We start from the raw sequence: 26,897 nt of genomic DNA, 5'->3' as shown, positions 1-26,897 counted from the left end.
GGCCGCGCTCGCCTCGCCGACCAGCACGACGGCCCCGTCGTCGACCGGGGCGCCTCCGCGCAGACGCAGCATCTCCCGGGCCCCCGCCTGCGCGAGGACGAAGCCGGCGCGCAGCTGCTCGTTCTGGAACGCGTCCCAACCCTCGGAGGACTCGATGACCGCCGGTCTCGTGCGCTCGAGATGCCCGATGTGCACGACCGCGATCGGCGCACGACCCCACTGCGAGGTGAGGTTCGAGAGGAGCGCCTCGATCGCGACCGAGTCCGCGAGGTCCGCGACATGCATCTGCACACCGACCTCGCAGAGTCGCGTCGAGTGCTCCGTTCCGATGAACGCGACCCGCCATCCGCGCGAGACGGCGAGCCGCAGCAGGGCCTCGGCGACATCGTCCAGATGGCCGGCGACGACGAGTCCCGGCTCGGCCTCACCGGTCATGAGAAGGAGATCCCGCCGTTCACCGAGAGCTTGTGGCCGCTGATGTACCGGCTCTCGGTCCCGATCAGCCAGGCGACGGCGTCGGCGATGTCGTCCGGCGTGCCGTGACGCCCGACCGGCACCTCCGCGCGCAGCTCGGCGAGGCGCTGCTCGGTCGTGATCCCGCGCTGCTGCGCCTGGACCTCGACCTCCGCCTCGTGCATCCGGGTCAGGATGTACCCGGGGGCGACCGTGTTGCAGGTGATGCCGCGCGGGCCGAGCTCGAGGGCGAGGACGCGGCTCAGCACCTCGACGGCGCCCTTGCTCATGCAGTAGTCGCCGCCGCGGGCGACGGGCTCGTCGGAGAAGACGGAACCGAGGTTGACGACGCTCCCCCGTCCGGACTCCTCCAGGAGCGGCACCGCGGCCTGTGTGAGCGCGACCACGGCGACGACGTTGATATCGAGCGTCCGCCGGAGCGTCGCCAGGTCCATCTCGGCGATCTCGGCGGACTGCCCGCCGCTCGCGGCGTTGTTGACCAGGGCGTCGAGCCGGCCGAATCGCTTGCGCACCCCGCCGATGAGCTCGTCCCGGACGCGCTCATCGCTGATGTCGCCGACCACGGCGAAGGCGCGACCGTCAGCGATCTCCGCGGCGAAGGCGTCGGGAAGACCCGTGTCGAGGTCGCAGAGGCCGAGGCGGAACCCGTCCCGGACCAAGCGCCTGGCGATCGCGAGCCCGATGCCCGCCCCCGCCCCGGTAACGATCGCGACCGGTGAACCACCCATCGAGCTCTCCGCCTCTCTGCTGCCTCTGCGCAACGGTCTCAGGCTCCGCCGGCGCCCGTTCCCGGCCATCGGGCCGTCTCCGTCGTACTTCCAGTGAGGCTACTCTGCCTCCGGGTCGCGCCGCGCGGCATCAGTCAAATGACCGATGGCATCCCCGCGATCGACCGGGTCGCGTACGTCGAATAACGCATGCCGAGCGCTCCCGTGTTCCGCAGAATGGGCCTGCAGAGACCAGAACGGCGCTCCCGCATCGGCGGAACGGCGCCACGGAAGTTACGGAGTCGACGATGACAGCCCAACGTTGGACCATCAGCATCGATGCCGGTGGCACGTTCACCGACGCCATCGCCCGTGGATCGAACGGCGAGATCCACGAGGCGAAAGTCGCCTCCACGCCCGAAGACCCGTCACGCGGACTCAGCAACGCGGTGGCGGCGCTCGAGGGGCTCGGAGTCGAGCTGACCGATGTATCCCTGGTGTGCCACGGCACGACCGTCGCCACGAACGCCACGCTGACCGGCAACCTCGGCCGCGCCGCCCTGGTGACGACCCGCGGCTTCCGCGATGTGCTCGGCTACCGCCAATCGAACCGGCCCGACGTCTACAGCCTCACGCCCGAGCGCCCGAGCGAGCTCGTCCCGCGCGGTCTCCGGTACGAGGTCACCGAGCGGATCGACTCGTCCGGCGAGGTCGTCAGCGGCCTCGACGAGGCCGAGCTCTCCGAGATCATCGAACGGCTGCGGCGGGACGATCCGGAGTCGATCGCCGTCTCCTTCCTCTTCAGCTACCTCAACGACGATCACGAGCGCCGTGCGGGCGAGGCCATACGCGCCGCATTCCCGGATCGACCGGTGACGCTCTCCTCCGAGATCGCGCGCGAGTTCCGCGAGTACCCGCGCACCGCGACCACCGCGATCAACGCCGCGCTCCGGCCGCTGGTCGAGAACTACCTCAACCGCGCGAGCGAGGCCCTCGCCGCGCGGGGCGTGCAGGCGCCCCTCCTCGTGATGCAGTCCAACGGCGGCAGCGTGCCGGCGGAGCGCGCCGGCGCCGAGGCGCACAAGCTCGTGCTCTCCGGGCCCGCCGGCGGTGTCGCCGGCCTCGCGGCGCTCGCGGAGACCCTCGACGAGCCGAACCTCATCAGCCTCGACATGGGCGGCACCTCGACCGATGTCTGCCTGCTGCGCGATGCCACGATCCCCTTCACGACGGTGCAGGAGGTGCAGGATCACACCCTGCTCGCCCCGACCGTTGACATCCATACGATCGGTGCGGGCGGGGGCAGCATCGCCTGGATCGATCAGGCCGGCAGCCTCAAGGTGGGCCCGGCCTCGGCCAAGGCGGTGCCCGGCCCGGCCTGCTACGGTCGCGGCGGCGTGGAGCCGACGATCACCGACGCGCACGCGGTGCTCGGCACTCTCGGCGCAGGCGAGCTCGCCGGCGGACTGCGCATCGATCGCGATCTCGCGGTCGCCGCGGTCGAGCGGATCGCGACGCCGCTCGGCATGACGGCCGAGGAGGGCGCCGAGGCGATCCTGGCCATCGGTCTCGCGCACATGATCCGCGCCGTACGCAAGGTCAGCGTGGAGCGCGGTCTCGATCCGCGGGAGTTCTCGCTCGTGCCCTTCGGCGGCGCCGGCCCGCTCCACGCCGGGCTGATGCTCCGCCACATGACGTTGAAGAACGTGATCCTGCCGCTGCGCCCGGGCCTCTTCGCGGCCGACGGCCTGCTCGTCGCCGGACTGCGCATCGACCGGTCGCAGACCCTCCTCAAGCCGGCCGATGCGGAGTCGTACCGCGAGACCGCGGCCTGGTACTCCGAGGCGGTCGCCGAGTCGATCAGGCAGTTCGCGAGCGACGGCATCGAGGAGGATCAGGTCGCCCTGCTCGCCCAGGTCGACTGCCGCTACCGGGGCCAGGGCTTCGAACTGGGCATCGCGCTCGACGGCTGGGACGAGGCGTCGCTCGCCGCGATCCCGGAGCTCTTCCACGCCGCCCACCTCGAGCGCTACGGGCACAGCAATCATGACGAACCGGTCGAGATCGTCACCGTGCGTCTCGCGGCGACGGGCGAGATCTCCCGCAGTCGCGACCGCGTGGCGCCCGTCGACGCCGCCGCCCTGCCGGAGGAGGCCGTCGTCACCCGCCGGGAGATCCTGCTCCCCGGCTACGGCGCGGTAGAGGTCCCGGTGATCGAGCGGTCCGCGCTGCCGGCCGGCACCGCCTTCGAGGGTCCGGCCGTGATCCAGCAGATGGACGCGACCTCCGTCATCCTCCCGGAGCAGCACGTGAGCGTCACGAGCACGCTCGACATCGTCGTCACGGACTCGCGGATCGGCGCCGATTCGCACGAGAGCAAGGAGCAGTAGCCATGACCACCGAGCTTCAGATCGACGCCGTGACCTTTGAGGTCGCCTCCGCGGCGCTGCAGTCCGCCGCCGAGGAGATGGGGAGCGTGCTCAAGCGTTCGAGCTACAGCCCCATCATCCGGGACATGGACGACTTCTCGTGCGCCGTCTTCACCGCGACCGGAGATCTGGTCGCCCAGGCGGACTACATCCCGGCGCAGCTCGGAGCGATGTCGCTCGTCGTGAAATCCGTGCTGAAGCGGTGGGACGGCCGCATCCGGGAGCACGACGCCTACATCTGCAACCACCCCTACCAGGGGGCCATGCATCTGCCGGACGTGAACATCGTGATCCCGATCTTCTTCGACGGCGAGCTCGTCGCCTGGGCCGGCACGGCAGCGCATCACATCGATGTCGGCGGCGTCAACCCCGGCAGCGAGGGCCCCGAGCTGACCGAGCTCTACGGCGAGGGCGTTGTGATCCCGCCGTTGCGGCTCTCGGTCGCCGGCGCCGAGAACGAGGAGCTCGTCGATCTGCTGACCGAGAACTTCCGCGACCCGCTGAGCACGCTCAGCGACTTCCGCGCCCAGCGCGCCTCCTGCCGTCTCGGCGAGGAGCGCGTCCACGAGCTCATGCGGCTCTACGGCAAGGACACGATGCTCGCGGTCATGTCCCGCATGCTCGACGTGGTCGAGGCCGCGGTCACCCGCCTGCTCGAGCAGCTGCCCGACGGCGTCGGCGAGGCGGAGGGCGCTCTCGACGACGACGGCCGCGCCGGCCCCCCGACCCGCATCCACGCGCGCATCGAGAAGCGCGGCGGCCGCCTGAGCATCGATCTCTCGGGGTCGGATCGCCAGACCGCCGGGGCGATGAACATCCCGTGGGCGAGCGCCCGCGCGGGCCTCGTCTACGCCGTGCGCTGCGTCGTCGCTCCGGGTCTCGGCTCGAACGACGGCCTCCTGCGCGCCCTCGACGTCACCGCTCCCGAGGGCACCGTCGTCAATCCGACGCCCCCGGCCGCGGTCTCGATCCGGCACAACTCGTGCCAGCGCCTGGCCGACACCCTGATCCGGGCGATGTACGAGATCTGGCCGGATCGCGCCGTGGCCTCGAGCTCGGTGAGCTTCTTCTGCTTCAACGTCGGCTCCACGAGCCCCGCGACCGGACAGCAGGCCGTGATGGCAGACGTGGTCGGTGGCGGTACCGGGGCGACCGCGCACGGCGACGGGCTCGACGGCGTCGACACCTACATGTCGAACGTGGGCGTGATGCCGACCGAGGTCGTCGAGACCAACTACAACATCCGCATCCGCAAGACCGAGTTCCGGCCCGGCTCGCAGGGGCGCGGACGCTACAACGGCGGCCTCGGGCTGGTGCGCGAGTACGAGATCCTCGAGCACCCGCAGCACGCGACCTTCTACGCCGAGCAGACCGACTCCCGCTTCGCTCCGGAGGGCGCGGCGAGCGGCGGTACGGCCCTGCCGACGACCATCACCGTGCTCGGCCCCGACGGCTCCGTGCTCGACACGCCGCGCAAGACGTCGCGCATCCTCCAGCCCGGCACCGTGGTGCGGGTCGAGAGCGCCGGCGGTGGCGGCTTCGGCGACCCTGCGGACCGCCCGCAGGAGCTGCGAGACCTGGACGAAGTGGAGGGACGGCTGTGACGACCTGGCCTGACGGAAAGAGCTACGCCGCGACGGTGAGCTTCGACTTCGACGCCGAGGAGGTGTGGCTCGGCGAGAACCCGGCGAACGCCTCGGCCCCCGGGGTGCTCTCGCAGGGCGCTTACGGCCCGAAGGTTGGCGTGCCGCTGATCCTCGATCTGCTCGAGCGGCGCGGCGTCCGGGCGACGTTCTACGTGTGCGGCAAGGACGCGCTGCGTCATCCGCAGGCGGTGCGGGACATCATCGCCGCCCGGCACGAGGTCGCGCATCACGGGCATTCGCACACTTCGCCCACGACGCTCAGCCCGGAAGAAGAGCGCGAGGAGCTCTACGCGGGGCTGGAGGCCCTCCGCGACCTCGGCGCCGAGGTCGTCGGCTACCGTTCACCCTCGTGGGATTTCAGCTCGTCGACGCTCGACCTGCTCGTGGAGGCCGGCTTCGCCTACAGCTCGAACCTGCTCGACCACATCCTCCCCTACCGGCACACGACGCACGACCTCATCGAGGTACCGGTCTCGTGGATCCTCGACGACGCCCCGCACTTCTGGTTCGCGAACGACACCTGGGAGAAGACGATCCGTTCGCCGCGCGAAGTGCTCGACGTCTGGCTGCCCGAGATCGACGGCATCGCCCGCCTCGGGGGCCACGTGATGATCACGACGCACCCGATGCTCTCGGGGCGCCCCTCCCGGCTCGCCATGCTCGAGACCGTCATCGCGCACCTGCAGGAGACCGGCGCCTGGATCGCGCCGACCCACGAGATCGCCGCACACGCCCGGGCGCACGGACCACTCGAGCTGAGGATCGGCGCATGAGCGGCGCGGGCTTCCCCCGGATCCGGGTGAGCGGCGACGCGGGCGAGCGGTCGCGTCGCTACGGGGAACTCGCGCGTCAGCAGATCCTGATCACCCGCCGCGGCTATGAGCGCGCTTTCGCAGCGAAGGGCGTCGACTGGGCGCGGGCGACCGCCCAGGCGCGCGCCTACATGCCGGCCATCGAGCGGCACCTGCCCGGGCTGCTCGACGAGATCCGCGGCATCGCCGAGGGCAGCGGGCTCGCGTTCGAGGAGATCCTGACGATCAACTGCCGCAGCGAGATCCTGCACGCGGCGACCGTGGCGAAGGCCGGCCGGATCATCGGCGAGTGCACGTCGTTCGCCCTGGAGCCCGACCGCACCGCGTCGGGCGAGACTGTGCTCGGCCAGAACTGGGACTGGCTCGAGTTCTTGAGCGACGCCACGATCCTGCTCGAGGTCGAGCGGGAGGACGGCCCGAACTACGCGACCCTGGTCGAGGCCGGTCTGCTCGCGAAGATGATCCTCACCGAGAGCGGCCTCGCGATCGGCATCAACACGCTCGCGACCTCGCTCGACGGGACCGCGGACCGCGTGCCCTTCCACTTCGTGATCCGGTCGCTCGCCGACAGCCCGCACATCGCCGGTGCGCTCGAGCGCGTCGCGGGAGTACCCCGTGCGGCGTCCGGCAACTACATCCTCGCGAACGCGGATGGCGCGGTGCTCAACTTCGAGACCTCGCCGGGCGGACCGCGGAACGTGACGCCGCAGATCGCCACGACCGGGGCCGTGGTGCATGCGAATCACTTCGTCGACCCCGTGCCAGGCGGGCACGATCTCGCGCCACTCGCGATGGCCGACAGCTTCGTGCGGTTCGGCCGCATGACCCGGCGCGTCGCTCGGGCCGAGGACCGACTGAGCGATGAGGATCTGCGCGCAGCGCTCGCCGACCACGCCGAGTGGCCGAACTCGGTCTGCTGCCACCCCGACCCTGCGGGTGGGCCCGATGAGCGCTGGACGACGATCGCCTCAGTGGTCATGCACCCCGCGCGCCGCGCGCTGGCCTTCACCGTCGGCCCGCCCTGCGAGAACGCGTGGCACGAGATCGACTACCGGGAGCTGCTCGCGTAGCCAGAGATCCGTGCGCCCGATTCAACGCGCTCGTCGTCGCGATGACCGTGTCGCTGATCACTACACTCGTCAGTACCTGACTGCGGCTCCGCGGGCTGCTGGCACGAGCGCAGATGGGCGCAGCGAGGAGCGAGGTGCGGAGAATAGAGGCACGGAGGATCGAGGCAGAGATGAGCGGTGCACCGGAGCAGGCCGACGGGGAGGAGCGCCCCGAGGTCGATGAGCGCCCGTTCATCGAGGCGTCGTCCCAGGCGCGGCAGCGGTACGGCCGGTTCAACCTCGCGATCGTCGGCGGAACGGGCGTGGGCAAGTCCTCGCTGGTCAACGCCGTGTTCGGCCGCGACCATGCGAAGGTGGGCAAAGGGCTGCCCGTGACGAGCGGGGTGAACTACTACCACGACGATTCTCTCGGCATCTGGGACTTCGAGGGCTTCGAGATCGGATCGAGCCGTTCCCCCGCCGAGACGCTCCGCGCGCATCTGCGGACCGTGTCGGAGCGGCCGGCCGACGAGCAGATAGCGGTCGTCTGGTACTGCGTGGCGGCCCACGCCGACCGGCTCACGCTGCCCGATATCGAGATGATCCGCGAGCTCGATGCCTCCGGCCTGCCGGTGATCCTCGTGCTCACGAAGGTGAACTGGACGAAGCATCCCGTGACCGGCAGGGTCCGGGCGTCGAAGGATGCCGAGGAGTTCCGTGACTGGCTCGAGCACCCGGTCGATGCCGAGGGCGCGCCGATCCACCTGCCGATCCGACGGGTCATCCTCACGTCGGCGCACGGCGCGCACGGCAAGGGCACGCAGGGAAAGGGCACGGGGCACGGGCTCGGTGAGCTCGTGGCGGAGACGCTGGCCCTCTCGCCGGAAGACGAGAAGGAGGCGTTTCGCATCGCGCAGCGGCTCAACCTTCCCTGGAAGCGGGAGATGGCGCGCCGCGTCGTCGCGGCTGCGTCCGCCGCTGCGGCGGCAGCGGCCGCCGTCCCCATCCCCGTCGCCGACGCGGCGACGCTGGCGCCGATCCAGCTGAGCATGATGGCGCGCATCTCCGTCATCTACGACCTCGAACTGCGGACGATGCTGTCGACCTCGGCCCTCGCCCAGCTAGGCGCGCAGATGGCCGGCAGGGCGCTCGCCCACAGCTTCGTCAAGCTCATCCCGATGGCGGGCAGCGCGGTGAACGCGGCTGTCGCCTCCGCGATCACCGCGGCTACGGGCGAGGGCTGGATCCGGCTCTGCGAGCAGGTGCACACCGGCAAGGTCGACCTCGCACGGGTGAGCGACGCCTGGGGCGACTTCAGCCCGACGATCGTCTCGGTCGTCACGAAGCTGGCGACGGGCAAGGCCGCGAAGGGCTGAGCCGCGCCGTCGCTGCGGCGATGCCGGCGGCGCGCGCGTACCGACCAGGCCGGTTCGGTGGGCCCGGCCGGGATCGAACCGACGACATCCACGGTGTAAACGTGGCGCTCTACCAGCTGAGCTACGGGCCCTCGCCCGCAGGGCGGGCCCCCCAAGTCTAGGGGATCCACACGCCGCAGGAACGCGCTCCGGCACCGGTGTCGGTGCCGAGACCGAGGCGCGAGACCCGGATCAGACCGAGGCGAGCGCCTCACGGTACGCGGCGAAGTCGCGCGCCTCGCCCGGCTGGTTCTCGAAGGAGGCGATGACGCGGCGGTCCTCTCCGATCAGCACCGTGGCCCGTGTCGCGATACCTCGCTCCTCGACGAAGGCGCCGTACTCGCGCGCCACGCCCCCGTGAGGCCAGAAGTCGGAGAGGATCGAGAACTCGTAGTCCTCCTGCGTCGCCCAGGCGCGCAGGGCGTGCACCGAGTCGACGGAGATCCCGAGGAGGCGCACGCGGGCGTCGCCGAAGATCGCGATGTTGTCGCGCAACTCGCACAGCTCCCCCGTGCAGATGCCGGAGAATGCGAGCGGGAAGAACACGAGCGCCACCGGCTGCTCGGCCACCAACTCGGACAGCGTCAGTTCCTCGCCGTGCTGATCCGACAGCGTGAAGTCCGGGGCGATCTCGCCTGCCTGAATCACCATGTGCGTGCTCCTCTCGTAGCCTGCTCCCAAGCTTAGACGGCACCCGATCCACGGCGCCAAACCGTGCCGCTCGCATACCGGATTCGTCACCGCCCGGACACCTGCCGGTCACCCGGCGCCTCTACTCTCGAAGCGAGAAGAGGTGCAGTCGTGCGAAGCAGCGTCATCGCGTCGTCGCGGAATCCGGGTTCCCCAGCACTCGGCGACCTCGAGAGCGAGCTCGGCGTCGAGATCGAGAACGAGCCCGACGTCTGCACCGATGCTGCCGCGCTCCCGCAGGTGGAGGGCTTCGAACTGCTCCGGCTCCTGGGGCGCGGAGGCACCGCCCGAGTCTTCGCCGCCCAGGATCTGCGGACCGGCGGAATGCTCGCCGTCAAACTGTTGCACGCTCACCTCGCCGAGTCGCCGGAGGAGCGGTCGGCCTTCCTGCGCGAGGCGGATATCCTCGCGGCGCTCCACCATCCGGGCATCGTGCGCTGGGTCGGGCAGCAGACGAATCCGCGGAACGCGTCGATCGCCCCGAGCGCATCCACCTCCCAGAGCTCATGGATCGCGACCGACCTCGTCCCGGGGCGCTCGCTCGGGGCACTGGTGCGGGATCGGGGCCCGCTCGACCCAGGGGACGCCCTCATGGCGGTCGACGCGGTGCTCGACGCCCTCGAGGCGGTGCACCTGGCCGGCTTCGTGCACCGTGATGTGACCCCGGCGAACGTCATGGCCGACGTCACCCCCGGCACACCGCTCGCTCGCGAGTCGGTCCGGCTGATCGACTTCGGCATCGCGGGCGCCTCGGGCGAGCCGGCGCTCGGCCACGACGTCGGCGTGCTGGGCAACCCGCTCTACCTCTCTCCCGAGCAGGCACGGGGAGAGCCGGTCACGGATCGGGGCGACCTCTACCAGGTGGGCGGTCTGCTCCACTTCCTCCTGACCGGATTGCCGCCGTTCCTCCGCGACTCCCCGCTCGAGACGCGGGATGCCCACGTCGGCGCGGCCCCCACCCAGCCCTCGCTGCTGCGCCCCGGGCTCCCGTCGCAGCTCGACGCCCTCGTGCTGCGCGCCCTCCAGAAGGATCCCGCGCACCGATTCGCCTCCGCGGCCGACATGCGCGCCGCCGTACAGCGCGCCTCGCCCCGCATCCGCCGCGTCTCACCGGTCACCGCTCCGATACCCCGAGCATCGGTCGAGGACGGTATTGTGACCGCGCGGATCCCCCTCTTCCCGGCTCCCGTGGCCGAGGTCCCCCGGACGGCTCACCGCCCCGTCCCACCCCCGCCCGCGGCGACGAGGCCAACAGCGACGAGGTCCGCGGCGGCATCGGTGACGAAGCCCGTGGCGAAAGCTGAAGCCGAGCCTGCAGCGGCGCCTCCACACGCACCGGCGCGCATCCCCGGCCGTCGCCGCGCCCGGCTCGGGGCGTTCCTCACCGCCGCCGCTTCCGTGAGCATCCTCGGCCTGACCGCACTCGGCGTCGCGCAGTCGCTCGAAGCCCCGGATCCCGGATCCGACGCCGCTCCCCCGGTGTCCGCCGCTCCTGCGATCCCGGTCGCCTCGGGAGACCCGGTCGCCGATCAGGCGGGTGGGCCGGATACCGCCCCGGCGGGCCCGCGAGAGCAGGAGCCGGTCGCCGTGCCGGAGCTGATCGGCCTCTCCCTGGCAGAGGCGACGGCGCTGCTCGAGGAGCTGGGATTGCGTCTCGGGGAGGTCGAGAGCGCGCACGGCACGGACCCGCAGGGCACGGTGCTTGCGGGCAGCAGGCGCGCAGGCGCCGCGGTCGAACCCGGCAGCACGGTGTCGCTGACCGTCGCATCAGGACTCAACCTCGTGCCGGACGTCATCGGGATGCGCGGCGATGAGGCGAGGGTGGTGCTCGAGGCCGCCGGGTTCCTCACCGAGAGCACTTCCGAGGACGGCACCATGGGCGGTGACGGCAGCGAGCACGACACCATCGACTGGTCGGGTACCGTGCATGCCTCGACGCCCCGGCCTGGCTCGCCGCTCGCGCTCGGATCCGCCGTCATGCTCACGCTCGAACCGCCGATCGCACCGGGCGGGGACGCGGACCCGGGAACGCCGGGCCAAGAGTGGTCGCGCCCGGTTACCGGCCCGTGACCCGCTACCCGAACCGGCCCTGCACGTAGTCCGCGGTCCGCTGATCCTCCGGGTTGCCGAACAGCTTCGACGTCGGGCCGGCCTCGACGATCACCCCGGGGGTACCCGCTGATGCGAGGAAGAACGCGCAGTGGTCGGAGACGCGTTGCGCCTGCTGCATGTTGTGCGTGACGATCACGATCGTCACCTCGCGCTGCAGCTCTGCCATGGTCTCCTCGATGACCCGCGTCGACGTCGGATCGAGGGCCGAGCACGGCTCATCCATCAGCAGCACCTTCGGCTTCACCGCGAGCGAGCGCGCGATGCACAGGCGCTGCTGCTGCCCGCCGGAGAGGCCGGCGCCGGGCTGGCGCAGGCGATCCTTGACCTCGTTCCAGAGCCCGGCCTTGGTGAGGCACTCCTCGACGAGGTCGTCCTTCACCGACTTCTTCGCCTTGATCCCGGTGAGCGCGAGCCCGGCGAGCACATTCTCCGAGATCGACATGGCGGGAAAGGGATTGGGCTTCTGGAACACCATGCCGATGTGCTTGCGCGCGTCGGTCACGCGGAGCTCGGGGTCGTAGACGTCGATGCCGTCGAACAGCACCTCGCCGGCCAGCGCGGCGGACGGCACGAGTTCGTGCATACGGTTCAGGATTCGCAGGAATGTCGACTTGCCGCATCCCGAGGGCCCGATCAGCGCGGTCACGCGGTTCGGCTGCATGACGAGGTCGATCCGATCGAGCACCTTCCGGTCGCCGAACCAGGCGGATACGCTGCGCGCCTCGAGGGCGGCCGCCGGGCGGTCCACGGAGATCTCGAGTTCACCGGGCCGAATGCTCGCAGCGCCGAGCAGCGGGACCTCCGGCGCCTCCAGGACCGGCGGGAGCAGCTGGGTCAGCCCGTCAGGCGGGGACAGGGGCGGCAGTGCCGCTCCCCCGCCGTTCGGGCTCGCCGGCGGCAGCGTCAGCTCGGCCGTCTCGTTGTCGTCGATCGAGAGTGTCACGAGAGTCTTCCTTTCTCGTCCGGCCGATGCCGGGTCGATGCGGATCGTGCCGCGGATCAGAGTGTGTTGGGGAGCAGGATCATCGCCTGGACCGATGCGGTCGTGGCGAGGAGGAGCAGGATGGGGAACCCGACGAGCCAGGCCTGCCAGCGCCCCCAGTAGTGGACGCCCAGCACGGCCAGCACCGCGGTGGCGAGGACGCCGATCAAGGCGAGCACGAGCCAGGGGACGGCGCTCGGGTCGCCGGCGAGCGTCTGCTCCTCGGCGCTGAGCGTCGCGTTCGCCACCACCTGGTTGGGGGTGACGAACGGCTCGGAGGTGAGGCTGGCGTCCACGCGGACGACGGATCCCGAGAAGTAGGGAATCGGGGCGTGCGTGCTGACCAGGGTCAGGCGGCCGGACCCCGCGGGCATCGCCTCCGGGAGGGGGTCGCCGCCCCGGCGCACGTCGGTCACGGTGTACGTGCTCGTGCCTTGGCCGGTCGTCGCGGTGATGGTGTCGCCGATCTGCAGCGCGAGGAGACCCCCGAACGGAGCGCCGAACGCCGAGGATCGACCCACGATCACGCTCGCGCCGGCTTGGCCGGGGAGGACGGCGTCTCGGCGGAGGCCCGGACCGGATGCGGTCACGTCGGAGGTCGTACCGGCGAAGACCACCTCGTTCTCGAGCCCGAGGCCGGGCACGTTCAGGAGTGCGACCGGGGTGCCGGGCGCGATCGCGAGGTCATCGGGGCCGATCTGGCCCACGGGGGCCGTGCCGTTCGCGAGGTCGTAGCGGAACCCCTCGAACGCGACCTGCTGGTCCCGCAGATGCTTGACCGGAAGTACGAGCACGACCTGCAGGACGAAGACGACGAGGACCATGCCGATGGCGACCAGTACGCTGCCCCAGTAGCGGTAGCGGTCGAGCTCATCCATCGCCGGGATGGCCGCGGTCAATGAGATCCGGGGGGAATACGGGACCCGGAACTCCTCTTCCGGCCGCTTCTTCGGGCTGGGAGGCGCTCCGGGCGTCGGGGATGTCGTCGTCATGTGCTCTCTCGGGAAACGCCCCGGCGCATCCCCTCTCGACGGGGACTGCGCCAGGGCGATTCGCGCCGGCCCGCTGGGAGCCGGCGCGAATCCGGTTATCTGGGGTTACCGCTTCACCTTGAAGCTGGTCTTGCCGGTGGCGGACTTGAAGTTGCCATCGCTCTTGAACGAGACCGTCACCTTGTGGGTGCCGCTCTTCACCTTCTTGATGCTGACCGTCGCCTTGCCGCTGCTGTTGAGCTTCACGTTCTTCTTGATGGTCTTCTTGCCATCCTTGATCGTGACGGTGCCCTTGGCGTTCAGCTTGGAGTTGGTGCTGACGGTGACCTTCACCTTGGCGGTCTTGCCGGCCTTGAGGGTCTTGATCTTCGCGATCTTGACCTTGGCGCTGGCCTTGTTCACCGTGAAGGAGACCGACTTCGACGCCGAACCGGCGACTGCGGACGAGCCGGCGTAGGTCGCAGTGATCCGGTGGGTGCCTGCGGCGAGCTTCGACGAGAGCTTCAGGGAGGCCTTGCCACTCTTCACCGTGGCGCTGCCGAGGGTCTTCGAGCCGTCCTTGAAGGTGACCTTGCCGGTCGCGGTGCCGGCCGAGGCCTTCACCGTCGCGGTGACGGTCGCCGCCGAGCCGTAGGTGCGGTTCGAGATCTTCGACACGGTCGTGGTCGACGACTGTGCGGTGACGACGAGGGACTTGGCCGCGTCCGTCGTCTCCGAGTAGGCGACGCCGCTGAGCGCCGGCACGAAGTTCGCGATCACCGAGAGCGAGGCCGGGGCGGTCGGGGTGTATGCGACGGTCGCGCTGGTCTGACCGGCCGGGATCTCGACCGAGGTCAGCTCCTTGCCCGACTCGATCGCGCCGTCGTAGAAGGTGACGGTGCCGCCCTGGTCCCCGGTCGAGGTGACCGTGGCGCCGAGGGTGACGGCCGCACCAGCGGCGGCGTTCGCAGGGACATCGATCGAGACCGACGAGGGCGAAGCCGCGTAGTCGGTGCGCGAGATGTCGCCGCAGGCGTTGGCGCCCGAGGCGGCGGTCAGCGCGGCGAAGCCGTAGCGCTCGATGGTGTCGGTCGCCTCGCAGACCTCGGAGTCGGTGCCCACGAAGGCGCGGTAGGTCTCAGAGGCCTCATCCTCGGCCTCGAGGCTCGGGATGATGTTGTAGACGAGGCGGGTGAAGGTCGAGTTGAACGCCGCGTTCAGCTTGTACGAGGTGCCGCTGCCGGTCGTGGGCGCGGTGCCGCCGATGAGGTTGATCTTCGCGCCGCTGCGGACGTCGGCGACGCCCTCCGCGCCGTTGGCCTGGGCGACCCACTGCGCGACCGAGTACGGCACGAGTGCGGCCTTCTGCTGGTCGGGCGTGCCCGAGGTGAACGGCGCGCCGCTGTTCTCCTGCACGTCGGCGCCCGAGAAGTCCTTCGCGACGTTGGCGCCGAGGTTCCCGTTGACGTTCGAGGTCACATCGCCCTCGTTCAGGCCGACCTTGCCGATCCAGAAGCTGCGGGTGCCCGAGCCGGCCTGAGGCAGCCAGGTGGTGATCTGCACGTAGCCGGCGCCTGCGGTCGCGCTGAGCTGCCCCGCCTCGTTCACGTACCGGAGGTTGCCCTTGTAGATGTCGGTGAGCTGCGCCTGCGTCAGGTCGCTCGGGATCCAGCTGTTCGCGGAGGTCGCGTACGAGACCGCGTCCGTGGCGAACGGGACGTAGGTGAGCACGCCGCCCTCGACCTGCGCGCCGGGGCCGGAGGAGCTGCGGGCGTACTGGATCTGGCCGGCTGCGACGTCGGTGGTCACCGACCGGGTACCGCCCGTGAAGGTGGCGACGTTCGCGTTGCCGGTCTGGCCGATCGCCACACGCAGCAGGTCGCGGCCGGCGCCGGAGCCGTTGGCGCGCGGGATCGCGACGCCGTCGGCCTTCGTCACGACGGTCGCACTCGCACCGGTCGCGTCGTAGGAGGCCAGCAGGCTGCCGGGGATGTCCGCCGCCAGGCCGTTCATCACGAACTGGGTGGTGTCGGATCCGAGCCCCGCGAGGGCGCCGAAGCTGCCGCTCGCCGGATCCGCGTGCGCCGGGGAGATCGCGGTGCCGGCGATGAGCACCGCGCAACCCAGTCCGACCCCGAACTTCGCGAAGGACTTGACCTTCATGTGTGTTCCTCCAAAAGGTGTGGATATCAGCTGCCGCGGACGCACCTGAACGATCGCAGCGGTCCCCAGACTAGGAAGCCCGGGGGAACGGGAGAGTGGTACCGGGTGAAGCGCGGGCGAACAACCGGCGGTCGGAAGGTGAACGAGTGCGACGCGGCGTTCAGATCTTCGTCGGTCGGCCCTTTGCGCCCTTGCGCATCAGGAGCGATCCGCCGAGCAGCGCCGGCACGCCCAATGCCGCCGAGATGCCGAGGGCGACGCCGCGGGCGCCCGCCGTCTCGTGGTCGGTGACCCCTTCGTGCAGCCCCGGGCCCGACGCCTCCGGCTCGTCCGCGCCCGGTGCATCGGGCGAATCGATCGGCTCGCCGAGCGCGTCGTCGTCGGATCCGGTCTCGGTGTCCGGATCCGCCTCGGGTTCCGCTTCCGGCTCCGGCTCGGAGGCCTTCTCGTCGGGGCATTCCTTCGCCACCGCCTTCGCGTCGCGCAACAGGGCCGAGAGCTTCTTGACCACGGAGATCTGCTCCCCCGACAGCGGGACGTAGCCGACGGGAAGCCGCCCGACCTCGTGTCCGACGATCTGCCCGATACCGCTCAAATGGTCGAGCAGGCTCGCATACCCGTCGCGCGTGCGGGCGTCCGCCGAGCAGAGGGCGATGGCCGCATGCGTGACGGTCGCGAGCGGATAGGCGTCGAGCGTGCGCGCCTGCGGATCGGGGACCTTCGCGACCTTGGAGGTCTCGCTGGCGGTGAACCCGCCGATCGCGGCGGTGATGGACTCGTCCGTCGGCGCCACCGCCTGCCCCGCTCCGTTCACGATCTTCGCCATGTTGAGGCCGTAGCGCTCCGCCGAGCTGCGCGTCGTGACGGCGAGTTCGAAGCGCTTCCCGGGCAGCTGCGCGCCGCCCGAGACGTACTGGGCAGGGGTCCGGGTCGGATCCCAGACGAACTTCGCACCGGCGTCGCCTCGAGCCGCCCGATAGGCGGATTCGGCGAAGTCCTGGGCGTAGGGCCGGAGATCGAGCGTCCCGTAGCCCGGCGCGCCGAGGGCGGCATCGGCGCCGACGACGGTGAGGTCGGCCTTCGGGAAGCTGTTGATCGACGCGTCCGACACGATCGCGAGTCCCTGGTAGACCGGGTTGATCCGCATGCCCCAGTCGTCGGCCCGCCCCTCGAGGAAGCCCGCGGCCTGCGGGTCCGCCTTGATCCAGTCCCACACCTGGGCGATGTCGTCCGAGGATCCGAAGCTGACGATGAGGCCTTCAGGAGTGGCCGAGGTCTGGAACTCGGCGAACTCCGGGTTCAACTCGGTGAACTCCGGATCGCGCACGATCGTGTACGGGTTCTCCGTCAGCGGGCTCGTCGAGCCGCCTCCGGGAACGTCGACGCGGTACGACTGGGTGAGGAGCTTGGCGACGAGCCGAGCGTTGAGGGTGAGGTTCGTGACCGGCGTGCCGTTCCGATCCTCCCGACTGCTGCCGCTCCGGAAGTCCCGATCGATGTTGTAGCCGAACACGATCGCGTTCTGGGCGATCGGAGCGTACTCCACCTTGGTCGATCCCTGCTGCGCCTTCGTCAGCGGATCGGCGACCGCGGCGAAGCTCGACGACCCGCTCGACGCGGAGAGCAGCTGGCCGCGGGACTCGTCGTCGCCGAGCTGCGAGTAGCCGAGCGTCGTCCCCTGCGGGCAGATCGCGGCCTGGTACGAGGTCATCGCCTCGGTGAACTCTTCGTTGCCCACGATCCGGACCTCCTGCGACCCGATCGTGCAGCTCGCGGTGGTGGGGGTGAACGACATCGGGAACACCATCCGGTTGTCCCACGCCGATTGCGAGAGCGGCGAACCCGTCAGCCGGCCGTCCTGATTGGCCGTCGCCGGCTGCCCGGTGGTATTGCTCTCGCCGCGGGGGACGACGACGAGCCAGCAGGATCGGATCCCCCCGTCGGGCAGGCTCGCGCCGCAGCCGAGGTGCGGCGCCGAGAGCGAGCTCTGCAGCTGGAAGACGGAGAGGCCCGAGCCGTCGGACCCGGTGCGCACCGCATCGACCTCGTTCGTCGACGCCGCCGTGAAGTAGGTGGTGGTGTCGAACACGCGCTCGCCGCTCACCGGGAGGAACGGCACCGCATAGCTCCGCGCGTTCGGACGCGACGGGTTCGTCGGCAGGCGATAGACGTCGTCGTCGTAGCTCTGCTTCGGATCCGAGCCGCGCGAGCTGAGACTGCGCGAGGCGGCGCCGGTCCCGAGCAGCGCGTTGAGACTCGCGGTCGAGGCGCCGAATTGGCACTGCTCGGGGGCGGGCCCGCTCTCCGCGTCGTCGCCCCAGCACTGCATGATCTGCAGGTAGTTGGTCGCGAAGTCGCCCTGCGAGGTCGCCTTCGCACCGGTCCACGAGACGACGACGCCCTGATCGCTGAGGTGCTCGGACTGGGAGACGCCGACCTCGAGATCCTCGAACACCGCGTAGTCGGGGTCCTCCGGGTCCCGTTCCCCGGCCAGGCCCCCGTCGGCCCACTTCTGCACGATGGCGGAGGTCTCCTCGGCCGCGGAGGCCGAGCTCCCGGCTCCGATCAGGCTGAAGCCGCTGACCGCGCCGACGGCGCCGAGCACGACCCCCACGATCAGGAGCCCGGCTCCGATCCTCCGGTACGCCGCCGAATGATCCTGCGCGTTCATGCCCGCCTCCGTTCGCGCACCAGTCGGGCCGCCATCGGCGGCACCAGGACGACCGAGGCGAGCAGCGCTATCGCGACAGCCGCGATCGTCTGCTCCGCGCCCCAGCCGGTCTCCGCGTCCACGGACACCGGAGCGGCCACGACGTTGCTGCATATCCCCGTGTCCTGATCGCAGACGATCGGCCCGCCGCCCTCGGTCGCACCGAGGAGGGTCACGCCGCCGGCTCCCCCGGCCGAGTCGAGTGCCCCGGGCTCTCCGCCCGCCGCGGAATCGTCTCCGCTGCCCGGACCGCCGCCGCTGCCCGAACCGCTTCCGCCGGTCGAACCGCCGGAGCTGCCCGGGTTCGTCGTGCCGGTGGCACCGCCGGTCCCCTGGGCGCATTGCTCGTCCGCGCCCTTCTTGTCGCAGGCGTCGGGCATGGGGGCCTGCGTGGCCAGCGTGTTCGTCCCGTCGGAGGAGAACGTCGGATTGTTGCACTTCTTGATGTCGATGCTCTGCGTCTTGACGCCCGGGATCCGCTTGACCTGGGCCAGACCGGCCTTCACCAGGTTGATCGGCAGCGGCGAGTAGCCGAGCGCGTCCGCCTGCTGCTGCCCCTCGCAGAGGAAGTAGTAGGAGAAGGCGCCGAGCGTCTCGCCCTTGCTCTGCGTGAAGCCGCTCTGCGTGGAGGTCGGGATGATCAGGTAGCTGTACGAGGAGAGCGGGTACGTCCGGGCATCGGAGTTGCGGTAGACGCCTTTCAGCTTCTGCGTCAGATACTGGTCTGAGCCCTTGTCGGTGTTGATCTTCGCGCCGAGCAGGCCGACGGCGACGTTGGACGCCGTGGGTTCCACGTAGTACCCGGAGCGGTTGAGCACCTTCGCGACCGGGTAGCCGCTCTTGAGCGCGTACGAGTACTCGACGTAGGTGATCGTGCCGATGTTGGCGGTCTGCGCGACGTAGCCGGCGACGCCCTGCGACCCCGCCTGCCCGACGAAGCCCTTGCCGTCGACGATCGGGAAGTTCGACGTCTGGCCGCACTTGCCCGATCGCCCGGCCTGCGTGCAGTAGGCGTTCCAGGTCGACGACTGCTCGGAAGCCATCCAGGCGGTGAACTGGGCGGTGGAGCCCGAACCGTCCGATCGGACGACCGGCACGATCGCGCGGTTGGGCAGGCTCAGGCTCGGGTTGTCGGCGGCGATGTCCTTGTGATTCCACTTGGTGATCGCACCGGTGAAGATCTTGGCGAGCACCGGGCCTGAGAGCCGCAGGTTCGTGACGCGCTTGCCGCCGATCTGCAGGTTGTACATGAACGCCGTGCCACCGGCCACGACGGGCATGTACGCGTACCCGCGCGAGGGCGGCGTGTCGACGACCCCGGCGTCGGTGAGCCCGTACGGGATCTCGGACACCGCGAAGTCCACGGTGCCGGATTTGAACTGGTTCCGGCCGTCGGAGGAGCCGCTGCTCGCGTAGTTGATCTTCATGCCGTACTGCTGCACGTTGCGTCGCCACTGGTCGATCGCGTTCGCGCTCCAGGTGGACCCCGCGCCGTTCACCGGCACGTAGTCGGCGGCGCTCGCGGCCGTGGCGGTGACCGTGACCGTGGCCGGCACGAGGATGCCCGCACCGAGGATGACGGCCAGGATCAGCCCGCCCCATCGCCGATTCGTCCGTCTGTTCACTGCGCTCTCCTGTCTTGGTCCACGTCGCCCCGCGCCGCCGGTGCGGCGTGCCTGGCACGTGCGGTTCTGGGCGCTGCCGCGGGTGACTGCGCAGCACGCCGTTCGCGCCGTGTCGTGAGGGCGCTCCATCCGCGCGACGCACCGCGCAGGAACCGCTCCCGCGATTCCTGACGCCGCGCCCGCGACTTCACGTCCTGGCGCCCGATGATGCGCGCGATCACGAAGAGGAGCACCACGAGCGCGAGCAGGACCACCGCGGTCCCGAAGCCGCGGGCGATCATCGCCGGCTCGGGCGACTTCACGAACTCGAAGATCGCGAGCGGGAGGGAGACCATCGGCCCGTTCATCGGGTTCAGGTTCAGCGACGCCGTGAACCCCGAGGTGAGCAGCACGGGAGACGTCTCGCCGATCCCGCGCGCCGTCGCGAGGATGATCGACGTCGTCAGTCCCGAGCGGGCGGTCGGCAGGACGACCCGGCTCACGGTCTGCCACTGGGTCGCGCCGAGGCCGATCGACGCCTCCTTGAGGGTCGAGGGCACGAGCCGCAGCACCACGTCGGACGAGCGGATCATGATCGGCAGCATCATGATGCTGATCGCGATCGACGCGGCCATGCCCGATTTGTCCATGCCGAGGATCAGGATGAACGTCGCGTAGACGAAGAGTCCGGCGACGATCGACGGCAGCGCCGTCATGGCTTCGACGATGGTGCGCACGAACCGGGCGAACGGGCCCGGGATCTCGGTGAGGAATACCGCGGTGACGAGCCCCAGCGGCACGGTGATCGCGAGGGCGATCCCGATCTGGATCAGGGTGCCGACGATGGCGTGCTGCACGCCGCCCATGGTGAGCGGGTCGAGGGGCCCGGTGGACGACATGTCCTCGAGGTAGAGGTTGAGATGCGGCAGGGCCTCGGCGCCCCGGATCACGGTGAAGGTGACGACGAAGATCAGGACGATCACGACGCCGCAGGCCAGGATGTAGACGACGGCCTCGAGGACGCGGTCGAGGACGGTCTCGAGGTCGCCGTCGACCCACGTGAGCACGGCGTAGAAGAGGAGGAAGGAGATGATGGCGATCGCGACGAACCCGTAGAATCCGCCGAACGGGGCGAGCGTGGTGAAGATCAGCGTCGTGGCGCAGAGCGCCGCCGCGATCGCACCGGTGACGGTGAGCAGATCCCCGACGCGGATCGGATGCAGCAGCCGCCGGGGCTCCTCGTCGGCGGGGGCCGGGCGCGCCTCCGGGGCGGCCGTCGGCTGCTCGCCGAGCGCGTCGGCTTCGGCCTCGGCGGGAGCCTCGGCAGCGTCGGTCTCGAGCTCCTCGGGCGGGTCGATGACCGCGGTGGTCGTCAGTGTCGCATCGGCCATCAGTTATCGGCTCCCGAGCGCGAGCGGCCCACGATGGTGGACGCGACGAAGTTGACGACGAGCGTCAGCAGGAAGAGGGCCAGCCCCGCGGCCATGAGCGCCGACATGCCGGCGGCCGAGGCCTCGCCGTAGCGCAAGGCGATGAGCGACGAGACCGAGCTCGTGCCGTTCTGCAGGATGTGCGGCTGGATGACGAACACCGGCGAGATGATCATGTAGACGGCGATGGTCTCGCCGAGCGCACGGCCGAGGCCCAGCATCGAACCGCCGATGATGCCGCCCGCGCCGTAGGGCAGGACGACGGATCGGATCATGCCCCACCGGGTGCTGCCGAGCGCCAGCGCTCCCTCCCGCTCCCCGCCGGGGGCCTGCGAGAACACCTCGCGCATGATCGACGTCATGATCGGCGTGATCATCGCGGCCACGACGAGGCCCGCGATGAACGTGGAGGAGGTGAACACCGTGATCGAGCTCAGCGGGTCCGCCGGGTCGAAGCCGTCCACGGCGAAGAGCGGGAACCAGCCGAACGCGGTCGCCAGCCACTTGGCGACGTCCGTGATGGTTCCCTGCAGGAAGAAGACGCCCCAGAGCCCGAAGACGACGGACGGGATCGCGGCCATCAGGTCGACCAGTGTCACGAGCGCTTTGCGGAGGAACTCCGGGCAGTACTCGCTGATGAAGAGCGCGGTGGCGAGCGAGACCGGAAGCGCCACGATGATCGCGACGAGAGCGATCAGGATCGTGCCGACCAGCACCGCGGCGATGCCGAAACGACCGGCCCCGCCGTCCGGGTCCCACTCCACGACGGTGAAGAACGAGATGCCCGACACGCTGAGCGCCTGCCAGGCGCGCGCCAGCAGGAAGACGCCCACGCTGGACATGATGACGAGCACGGCGACGCCGCCGCCGCGCGAGACTCCCCGGAATACGCGGTCGGCCAGGGAGCGCGACGTGCCAATCGCGCGTGGGGACTCGACAGTCACCTGCAAATGAACCTTCTCGAACAGCTCCATGTCGGGGAGACCGGATACGTTTTACGACTCCCACAGCGTGGCTGGTCCGATCGAATGGACGATGGCGTCCAGGTGAACCGCTGCTGAATTCTCGCGCGGACGGCCGGCCCGCATGCACGAGGCGGGCCTCTGCACAGTCGACCGGCGAACTTGTGGACATCCGACACCAGATCCCGGCGCATGTCTGTGCATGTCTGCGCTTTTCGATAGTGTTTAGGCGGTGCGCTCACCGGCGCGCCGTCGCGCGTCGCCTGATCCCGGCGATTGCGCATCGTCTTGAAGGAGCATGCACGTGACCGTGAACACCGAGGATCCGTACGCACCCGACAGTGACGACATCGATCCGGGCGAGACCGCCGAGTGGATCGAGTCGCTCGACCAGGTGGTCGACGAGCGCGGAGCCGCTCGCGGGCGGGAGATCATGACGAGCCTGCTGGCGCGCAGCCGGCAGCGACACCTGAACGTGCCGCAGGTGCCGACGACCGACTACGTGAACACGATCGCCTCGGCGGACGAGCCCGAGTTCCCCGGCAACGAGGAGCTCGAACGCAGCTACCGCCGCTGGATCCGCTGGAACGCGGCGGTCACCGTGCACCGCGCGCAGCGCCCCGGCATCGGCGTCGGCGGCCACATCTCGACCTATGCGTCGGCGGCTTCGCTCTACGAGGTCGGCTTCAACCACTTCTTCCGCGGCCAGGATCACCCGGGTGGCGGCGATCAGATCTTCATCCAGGGCCACGCCTCCCCCGGCATCTACGCCCGCGCCTTCCTCGAGGGCCGGCTCACCGAGGATCAGCTCGACGGCTTCCGCCAGGAGAAGTCGCACGCGCCGAACGCGCTGCCGAGCTACCCGCACCCGCGCCTGCTGCCCGACTTCTGGCAGTTCCCCACCGTGTCGATGGGCCTCGGTCCGATCAACGCGATCTATCAGGCGCAGGCGAACCGCTACCTCACCAATCGCGGCATCAAGGACTGCTCCGACCAGCACGTCTGGGCCTTCCTCGGCGACGGCGAGATGGACGAGGTGGAGAGCCGCGGCCAGCTGCAGGTCGCCGCGAACGAGGGCCTCGACAACCTGACCTTCGTGATCAACTGCAACCTGCAGCGCCTCGACGGCCCGGTGCGCGGCAACGGCAAGATCATCCAGGAGCTCGAGAGCTACTTCCGCGGCGCCGGGTGGAACGTGATCAAGATCATCTGGGGTCGCGAATGGGACGAGCTCCTCGCCCGCGACACCGAGGGCGCGCTGCTCAACGTGATGAACACGACCCCCGACGGCGACTACCAGACCTACAAGGCCGAGAACGGCGCCTACGTGCGCGAGCACTTCTTCGGCAAGGATGAGCGCGCCCTGCGCCTCGTCGAGGGCTACACGGACGAGCAGGTCTGGGGCCTGCGCCGCGGCGGCCACGACTATCGCAAGGTCTACGCCGCGTACCAGGCGGCCATGGAGCACAAGGGCCGCCCCACCGTCATCCTCGCCAAGACCATCAAGGGCTACGGCCTCGGCTCCCACTTCGAGGGCCGCAACGCCACCCACCAGATGAAGAAGATGACGCTCGAGGATCTCAAGCGCTTCCGCGACGCGATGCGCATCCCGATCTCCGACGCGCAGCTCGAGGCCGATCCCTACCGTCCGCCGTACTACCACCCGGGCGAGAACGATCCGGCGATCCGCTACCTCCACGAGCGCCGCTCCGCGCTCGGCGGCTACGTGCCCGAGCGGCGCACCGAGCACGCGCCCGTGACGCTCCCCGAGCCGAAGACCTACGCCATCGCGGCGAAGGGCTCCGGAACGCAGGAGGCGGCGACGACGATGATCTTCGTGCGCCTGCTCAAGGACCTGATGCGCGAGAAGGGATTCGGCTCGCGCTTCGTGCCGATCATCCCCGATGAGGCGCGCACCTTCGGCATGGACAGCTACTTCCCGACGTCGAAGATCTACAACCCGCACGGTCAGAACTACACCTCGGTGGACCGCGACCTGCTGCTCGCCTACAAGGAGAGCCCGCAAGGCGTGCTGCTGCACGTCGGCATCAACGAGGCCGGCGCCTCGGCCGCGTTCACCGGCATCGGCACCTCGTATTCGACGCAGGGCGAGCCCCTCGTGCCGATCTACATCTTCTACTCGATGTTCGGCTTCCAGCGCACGGGCGACGCGCTCTGGGCCGCCGGCGACCAGATGGCGCGCGGCTTCCTGATCGGCGCGACCGCCGGGCGCACCACCCTGACCGGTGAGGGCCTCCAGCACGCCGACGGCCATTCGCTCGTGCTCGCGAACACCAACCCCGCGGTCGTCTCCTACGACCCGGCGTACGGCTACGAGGTCGGCCACATCGTCAAGAGCGGTCTCGAGCGGATGTACGGCGGCACGCATCCCGATCCCAACGTGATCTACTACCTCACGGTCTACAACGAGCCGATCATCCACCCGGCGGAGCCGGAGGGCGTCGACGTCGAGGGCATCGTGCGCGGTCTCCATCGGGTCTCCCCCGCCGCCGGCCTCGACGCCGGGCTCCCCGCGGATGCGCCGCGCGCCCAGCTCTTCGCCTCGGGCGTCGCCGTGCCGTGGACGCTCGAGGCCCAGAAGCTCCTCGCCGAGGAGTGGGGGGTCGCCGCCGACGTGTGGAGCGTCACCTCGTGGGGCGAGCTGCGCCGGGACGGCCTCGCCGCCGAGAAGCACAACTTCCTGCATCCGGAGGAGGCGCCGCGCGTACCCTACCTCGCCGAGAAGCTCGCGAACGCCGAGGGCCCCGTGATCGCGGTGAGCGACTGGTCCACCGAGGTGCCCGATCAGATCCGCGCCTTCGTCCCGGGCGACTACACCGTCCTGGGCGCCGACGGCTTCGGCTTCAGCGATACGCGCGCCGCCGCTCGTCGCTACTTCGGGATCGACCGCGAGTCGGTCGTGGTCCGCACGCTGCAGCGCCTCGCCGCGCAGGGCAAGGTCGACGCCTCGGCACCGCTTCGGGCGGCCGAGCAGTACCGCCTGAACGACGTGAACGCCGGTACCACCGGCGGCGCCGGCGGCGAATCGTAGCGGGCGCGCCGGACGGGGCATCGATGGAACAATCCAAGGAGCGCGAGCTCAGCTGGCTGCGAACGATCGCAGGCGAACTCGCCACGCTGACGATCACCCGACTGGACGAGACGCTGCCCTGGTACGGCGACATGCCGCCGGGGCGGCGCAGCGCCGTCGGCCTCGTCGCGCAGACCGGGATCAGTTCGTTCATCCAGTGGTACGACGATCCGAGCGCGACGCCGTGGATCGCGAGCGACGTGTTCAGCTCGGCTCCGCGCGAGCTGCTGCGCAGCATCAGCCTTCAGGAGACGCTGCAGCTGATCCGCGTCGTCGTCTCGGTCGTCGAGGAGCGGGTCGCCCCGCGCAGCGAGGAGCTCCGCGAGGCGATCCTGCACTACTCGCGCGACGTGGCCTTCGCCGCAGCCGATGTCTACGCCCGCGCCGCCGAGGCCCGTGGGCTGTGGGACGCCCGCCTCGAGGCGCTCGTCGTCGACTCGATCCTCACCGGGGAGAGCGACGACGAGCTGCCCAGCAGGATCGCCGCACTCGGCTGGCACGGCACGGGCGAGGCGACGGTGCTGGTCGGCACCTCCGAGCGCACGGTCGACGTGGATCAGATCCGGCGCACGGCCCGCCATGCGGGTGCGGATGTGCTCGTGGGCCTGCAGGGCACCCGCCTGGTCCTGGTGCTCGGCCGGGTCGAGCTCGAGCCCAAGGAGCCGGGCGGCACCGTGCCGGAGCCGATCCCGTTCATCGAGATCGCGGGGAGGCTCGCGGAGTTCTTCTCCGACGGACCGCTGGTGCTCGGGCCGAAGGTGGAGAACCTGGTCGCCGCGTCCCGGAGCGCTCGCGCTGCGCTCGCGGGAATCGCGGTCGCCAAGTCCTGGCGTGCCGCGACGCGGCCGGTCGATGCCGACGAGCTGCTCCCCGAGCGCGCGCTCGCCGGCGACGGCCTCGCCCGCCGCACCCTGATCGAGCAGATCTACGAGCCGCTCAGCCAGCAGTCGGGCGAACTCATGGAGACGCTCTGGTGCTATCTCGACAACGGCCGCTCGCTCGAGGCGACGGCCCGCGAGCTGTTCGTCCACCCCAACACCGTGCGCTACCGGTTGAAGAAGGTGAGCGAGATCATCGGCTGGAATGCGACCGGTGCGCGTGAGGCGCTGATCCTGCAGGCCGCCCTGATCGTCGGCTCTATCGCCCAGCACGGACGGCGCAAGGCGCCGTCCAAAAAGTAAGCGACTCGCTCCGCACACGGAGCGGGCCGGCCTCCCGAGATCGCGCAAGGCGCCGAACAAGAAATAGGCGGCGCGAGCCGTCCAGCCGGAAGCAGCCGGACGAGAAATAGAGGGTTCCCACAACGATTTTCGGCTTTTCTCGGCATGTATATGCAGTTCGGAGCCGCTGAATCTGAGAAACTGTATGGCGTGATTGTTGTCGCATGCCCCGGTCAGGGCTCCCAAACCCCAGGTTTCCTCTCCGAATGGCTCGAGGACAACGGAGCGCGAGACTTCCTCGGGCTCGCCTCCGAGCGGGCCGGGATCGATCTCCTGGCGCACGGCACGACGAGCGACGCCGACACCATCCGCGACACGAAGGTCGCGCAGCCCTTGATCGTCGCCGCGAGCCTGCTCGCCTGGCGCGCGCTGAGCGCGCGAGCCTCGCTCGACGCGGTCGGTGTGGCCGGGCACTCGGTCGGCGAGTTCG

The 26,897-nt window shown here is 70.1% G+C and carries 19 protein-coding genes and 1 tRNA gene; 9 read left to right on the top strand and 11 right to left on the bottom strand.

Features of this window, described 5'->3' with window-relative positions; genetic code table 11:
• On the bottom strand, positions 1–435 hold a 435-nt coding region (locus tag ACFPZL_RS01605; protein WP_382334600.1), incomplete at its 3' end, for a hypothetical protein.
• A complete protein-coding gene (locus ACFPZL_RS01600) occupies positions 432–1,202 on the bottom strand; it encodes an SDR family NAD(P)-dependent oxidoreductase (protein ID WP_218114968.1) in 771 nt (256 codons plus the stop codon). The genes ACFPZL_RS01600 and ACFPZL_RS01605, both read right to left, overlap by 4 nt.
• 287 nt (positions 1,203–1,489) lie before the next feature.
• Between ACFPZL_RS01600 and ACFPZL_RS01595 the strand changes: the two genes are divergently transcribed.
• From ACFPZL_RS01595 to ACFPZL_RS01575, 5 genes are all read left to right on the top strand, one after another.
• Entirely contained in the window at positions 1,490–3,571 is a 2,082-nt protein-coding gene (locus tag ACFPZL_RS01595; RefSeq protein WP_218114967.1) for a hydantoinase/oxoprolinase family protein, read from the top strand.
• Between the two features lie 2 nt (positions 3,572–3,573).
• Complete coding sequence (locus tag ACFPZL_RS01590) at positions 3,574–5,214, top strand: hydantoinase B/oxoprolinase family protein (protein ID WP_218114966.1); 1,641 nt, start codon at positions 3,574–3,576, stop codon at positions 5,212–5,214.
• Positions 5,211–6,029, top strand: a complete 819-nt coding sequence (locus ACFPZL_RS01585) for a polysaccharide deacetylase family protein (RefSeq protein WP_382331819.1) — start codon at positions 5,211–5,213, stop codon at positions 6,027–6,029. Before ACFPZL_RS01590 ends, ACFPZL_RS01585 begins: the two co-directional genes overlap by 4 nt.
• Positions 6,026–7,138, top strand: a complete 1,113-nt coding sequence (locus tag ACFPZL_RS01580; RefSeq protein ID WP_218114964.1) for a C45 family autoproteolytic acyltransferase/hydolase — start codon at positions 6,026–6,028, stop codon at positions 7,136–7,138. Before ACFPZL_RS01585 ends, ACFPZL_RS01580 begins: the two co-directional genes overlap by 4 nt.
• Before the next feature lie 170 nt (positions 7,139–7,308).
• A complete protein-coding gene (locus ACFPZL_RS01575) occupies positions 7,309–8,493 on the top strand; it encodes a GTPase family protein (protein ID WP_218114963.1) in 1,185 nt (394 codons plus the stop codon).
• A 58-nt stretch (positions 8,494–8,551) separates the two neighbouring features.
• Here the strand turns inward: ACFPZL_RS01575 and ACFPZL_RS01570 are convergent.
• Both ACFPZL_RS01570 and ACFPZL_RS01565 read right to left on the bottom strand, forming a co-directional pair.
• A tRNA-Val gene (locus ACFPZL_RS01570) sits at positions 8,552–8,624 on the bottom strand.
• Between the two features lie 100 nt (positions 8,625–8,724).
• Complete coding sequence (locus ACFPZL_RS01565) at positions 8,725–9,183, bottom strand: peroxiredoxin (RefSeq protein WP_218114962.1); 459 nt, start codon at positions 9,181–9,183, stop codon at positions 8,725–8,727.
• A 150-nt stretch (positions 9,184–9,333) separates the two neighbouring features.
• On the opposite strand from ACFPZL_RS01565, the gene ACFPZL_RS01560 reads away from it, so the two are divergent.
• Positions 9,334–11,292, top strand: coding sequence for a protein kinase domain-containing protein (locus ACFPZL_RS01560; RefSeq protein WP_382334596.1), 1,959 nt, complete (start codon positions 9,334–9,336; stop codon positions 11,290–11,292).
• A 4-nt stretch (positions 11,293–11,296) separates the two neighbouring features.
• Here ACFPZL_RS01560 and pstB read toward each other — a convergent pair whose 3' ends face one another.
• The 7 genes from pstB to pstC form a co-directional block, all read right to left on the bottom strand.
• Entirely contained in the window at positions 11,297–12,082 is a 786-nt protein-coding gene (pstB, locus tag ACFPZL_RS01555; RefSeq protein WP_236021640.1) for a phosphate ABC transporter ATP-binding protein PstB, read from the bottom strand.
• A gap of 251 nt (positions 12,083–12,333) precedes the next feature.
• Positions 12,334–13,308, bottom strand: a complete 975-nt coding sequence (locus tag ACFPZL_RS01550) for a sortase (RefSeq protein WP_218113629.1) — start codon at positions 13,306–13,308, stop codon at positions 12,334–12,336.
• Between the two features lie 105 nt (positions 13,309–13,413).
• The gene (locus tag ACFPZL_RS01545; protein WP_218113630.1) at positions 13,414–15,450 is read right to left on the bottom strand and encodes an Ig-like domain-containing protein; all 2,037 of its coding nucleotides are present in this window, start codon (positions 15,448–15,450) and stop codon (positions 13,414–13,416) included.
• A 160-nt stretch (positions 15,451–15,610) separates the two neighbouring features.
• Positions 15,611–18,121, bottom strand: coding sequence for a hypothetical protein (locus tag ACFPZL_RS01540; RefSeq protein WP_218113631.1), 2,511 nt, complete (start codon positions 18,119–18,121; stop codon positions 15,611–15,613).
• Positions 18,118–19,785, bottom strand: a complete 1,668-nt coding sequence (pstS, locus tag ACFPZL_RS01535) for a phosphate ABC transporter substrate-binding protein PstS (protein WP_218113793.1) — start codon at positions 19,783–19,785, stop codon at positions 18,118–18,120. Before pstS ends, ACFPZL_RS01540 begins: the two co-directional genes overlap by 4 nt.
• On the bottom strand, positions 19,782–21,155 hold the full coding sequence (gene pstA / locus ACFPZL_RS01530) for a phosphate ABC transporter permease PstA (protein ID WP_218113632.1): 1,374 nt from the start codon (positions 21,153–21,155) through the stop codon (positions 19,782–19,784). Before pstA ends, pstS begins: the two co-directional genes overlap by 4 nt.
• Complete coding sequence (pstC, locus tag ACFPZL_RS01525; protein WP_236021580.1) at positions 21,155–22,138, bottom strand: phosphate ABC transporter permease subunit PstC; 984 nt, start codon at positions 22,136–22,138, stop codon at positions 21,155–21,157. Before pstC ends, pstA begins: the two co-directional genes overlap by 1 nt.
• A 322-nt stretch (positions 22,139–22,460) precedes the next feature.
• On the opposite strand from pstC, the gene aceE reads away from it, so the two are divergent.
• The 3 genes from aceE to ACFPZL_RS01510 all read left to right on the top strand — a co-directional run.
• Entirely contained in the window at positions 22,461–25,208 is a 2,748-nt protein-coding gene (gene aceE, locus ACFPZL_RS01520) for a pyruvate dehydrogenase (acetyl-transferring), homodimeric type (protein ID WP_218113634.1), read from the top strand.
• Positions 25,209–25,231: 23 nt separating this feature from the next.
• Positions 25,232–26,428 (top strand): PucR family transcriptional regulator, encoded by a 1,197-nt coding sequence (locus ACFPZL_RS01515; protein ID WP_218113635.1) that lies wholly within the window; start codon positions 25,232–25,234, stop codon positions 26,426–26,428.
• A 189-nt stretch (positions 26,429–26,617) separates the two neighbouring features.
• Positions 26,618–26,897: ACP S-malonyltransferase (locus ACFPZL_RS01510; RefSeq protein ID WP_382334593.1), on the top strand; the 280-nt coding region annotated here is incomplete at its 3' end.

The organism is Leucobacter soli, assembly GCF_042659205.1.
GTDB lineage: Bacteria > Actinomycetota > Actinomycetes > Actinomycetales > Microbacteriaceae > Leucobacter > Leucobacter soli.
The sequence above is the reverse complement of the archived record's forward strand: the minus strand, read 5'-3'. Positions and strand labels throughout refer to the sequence as shown.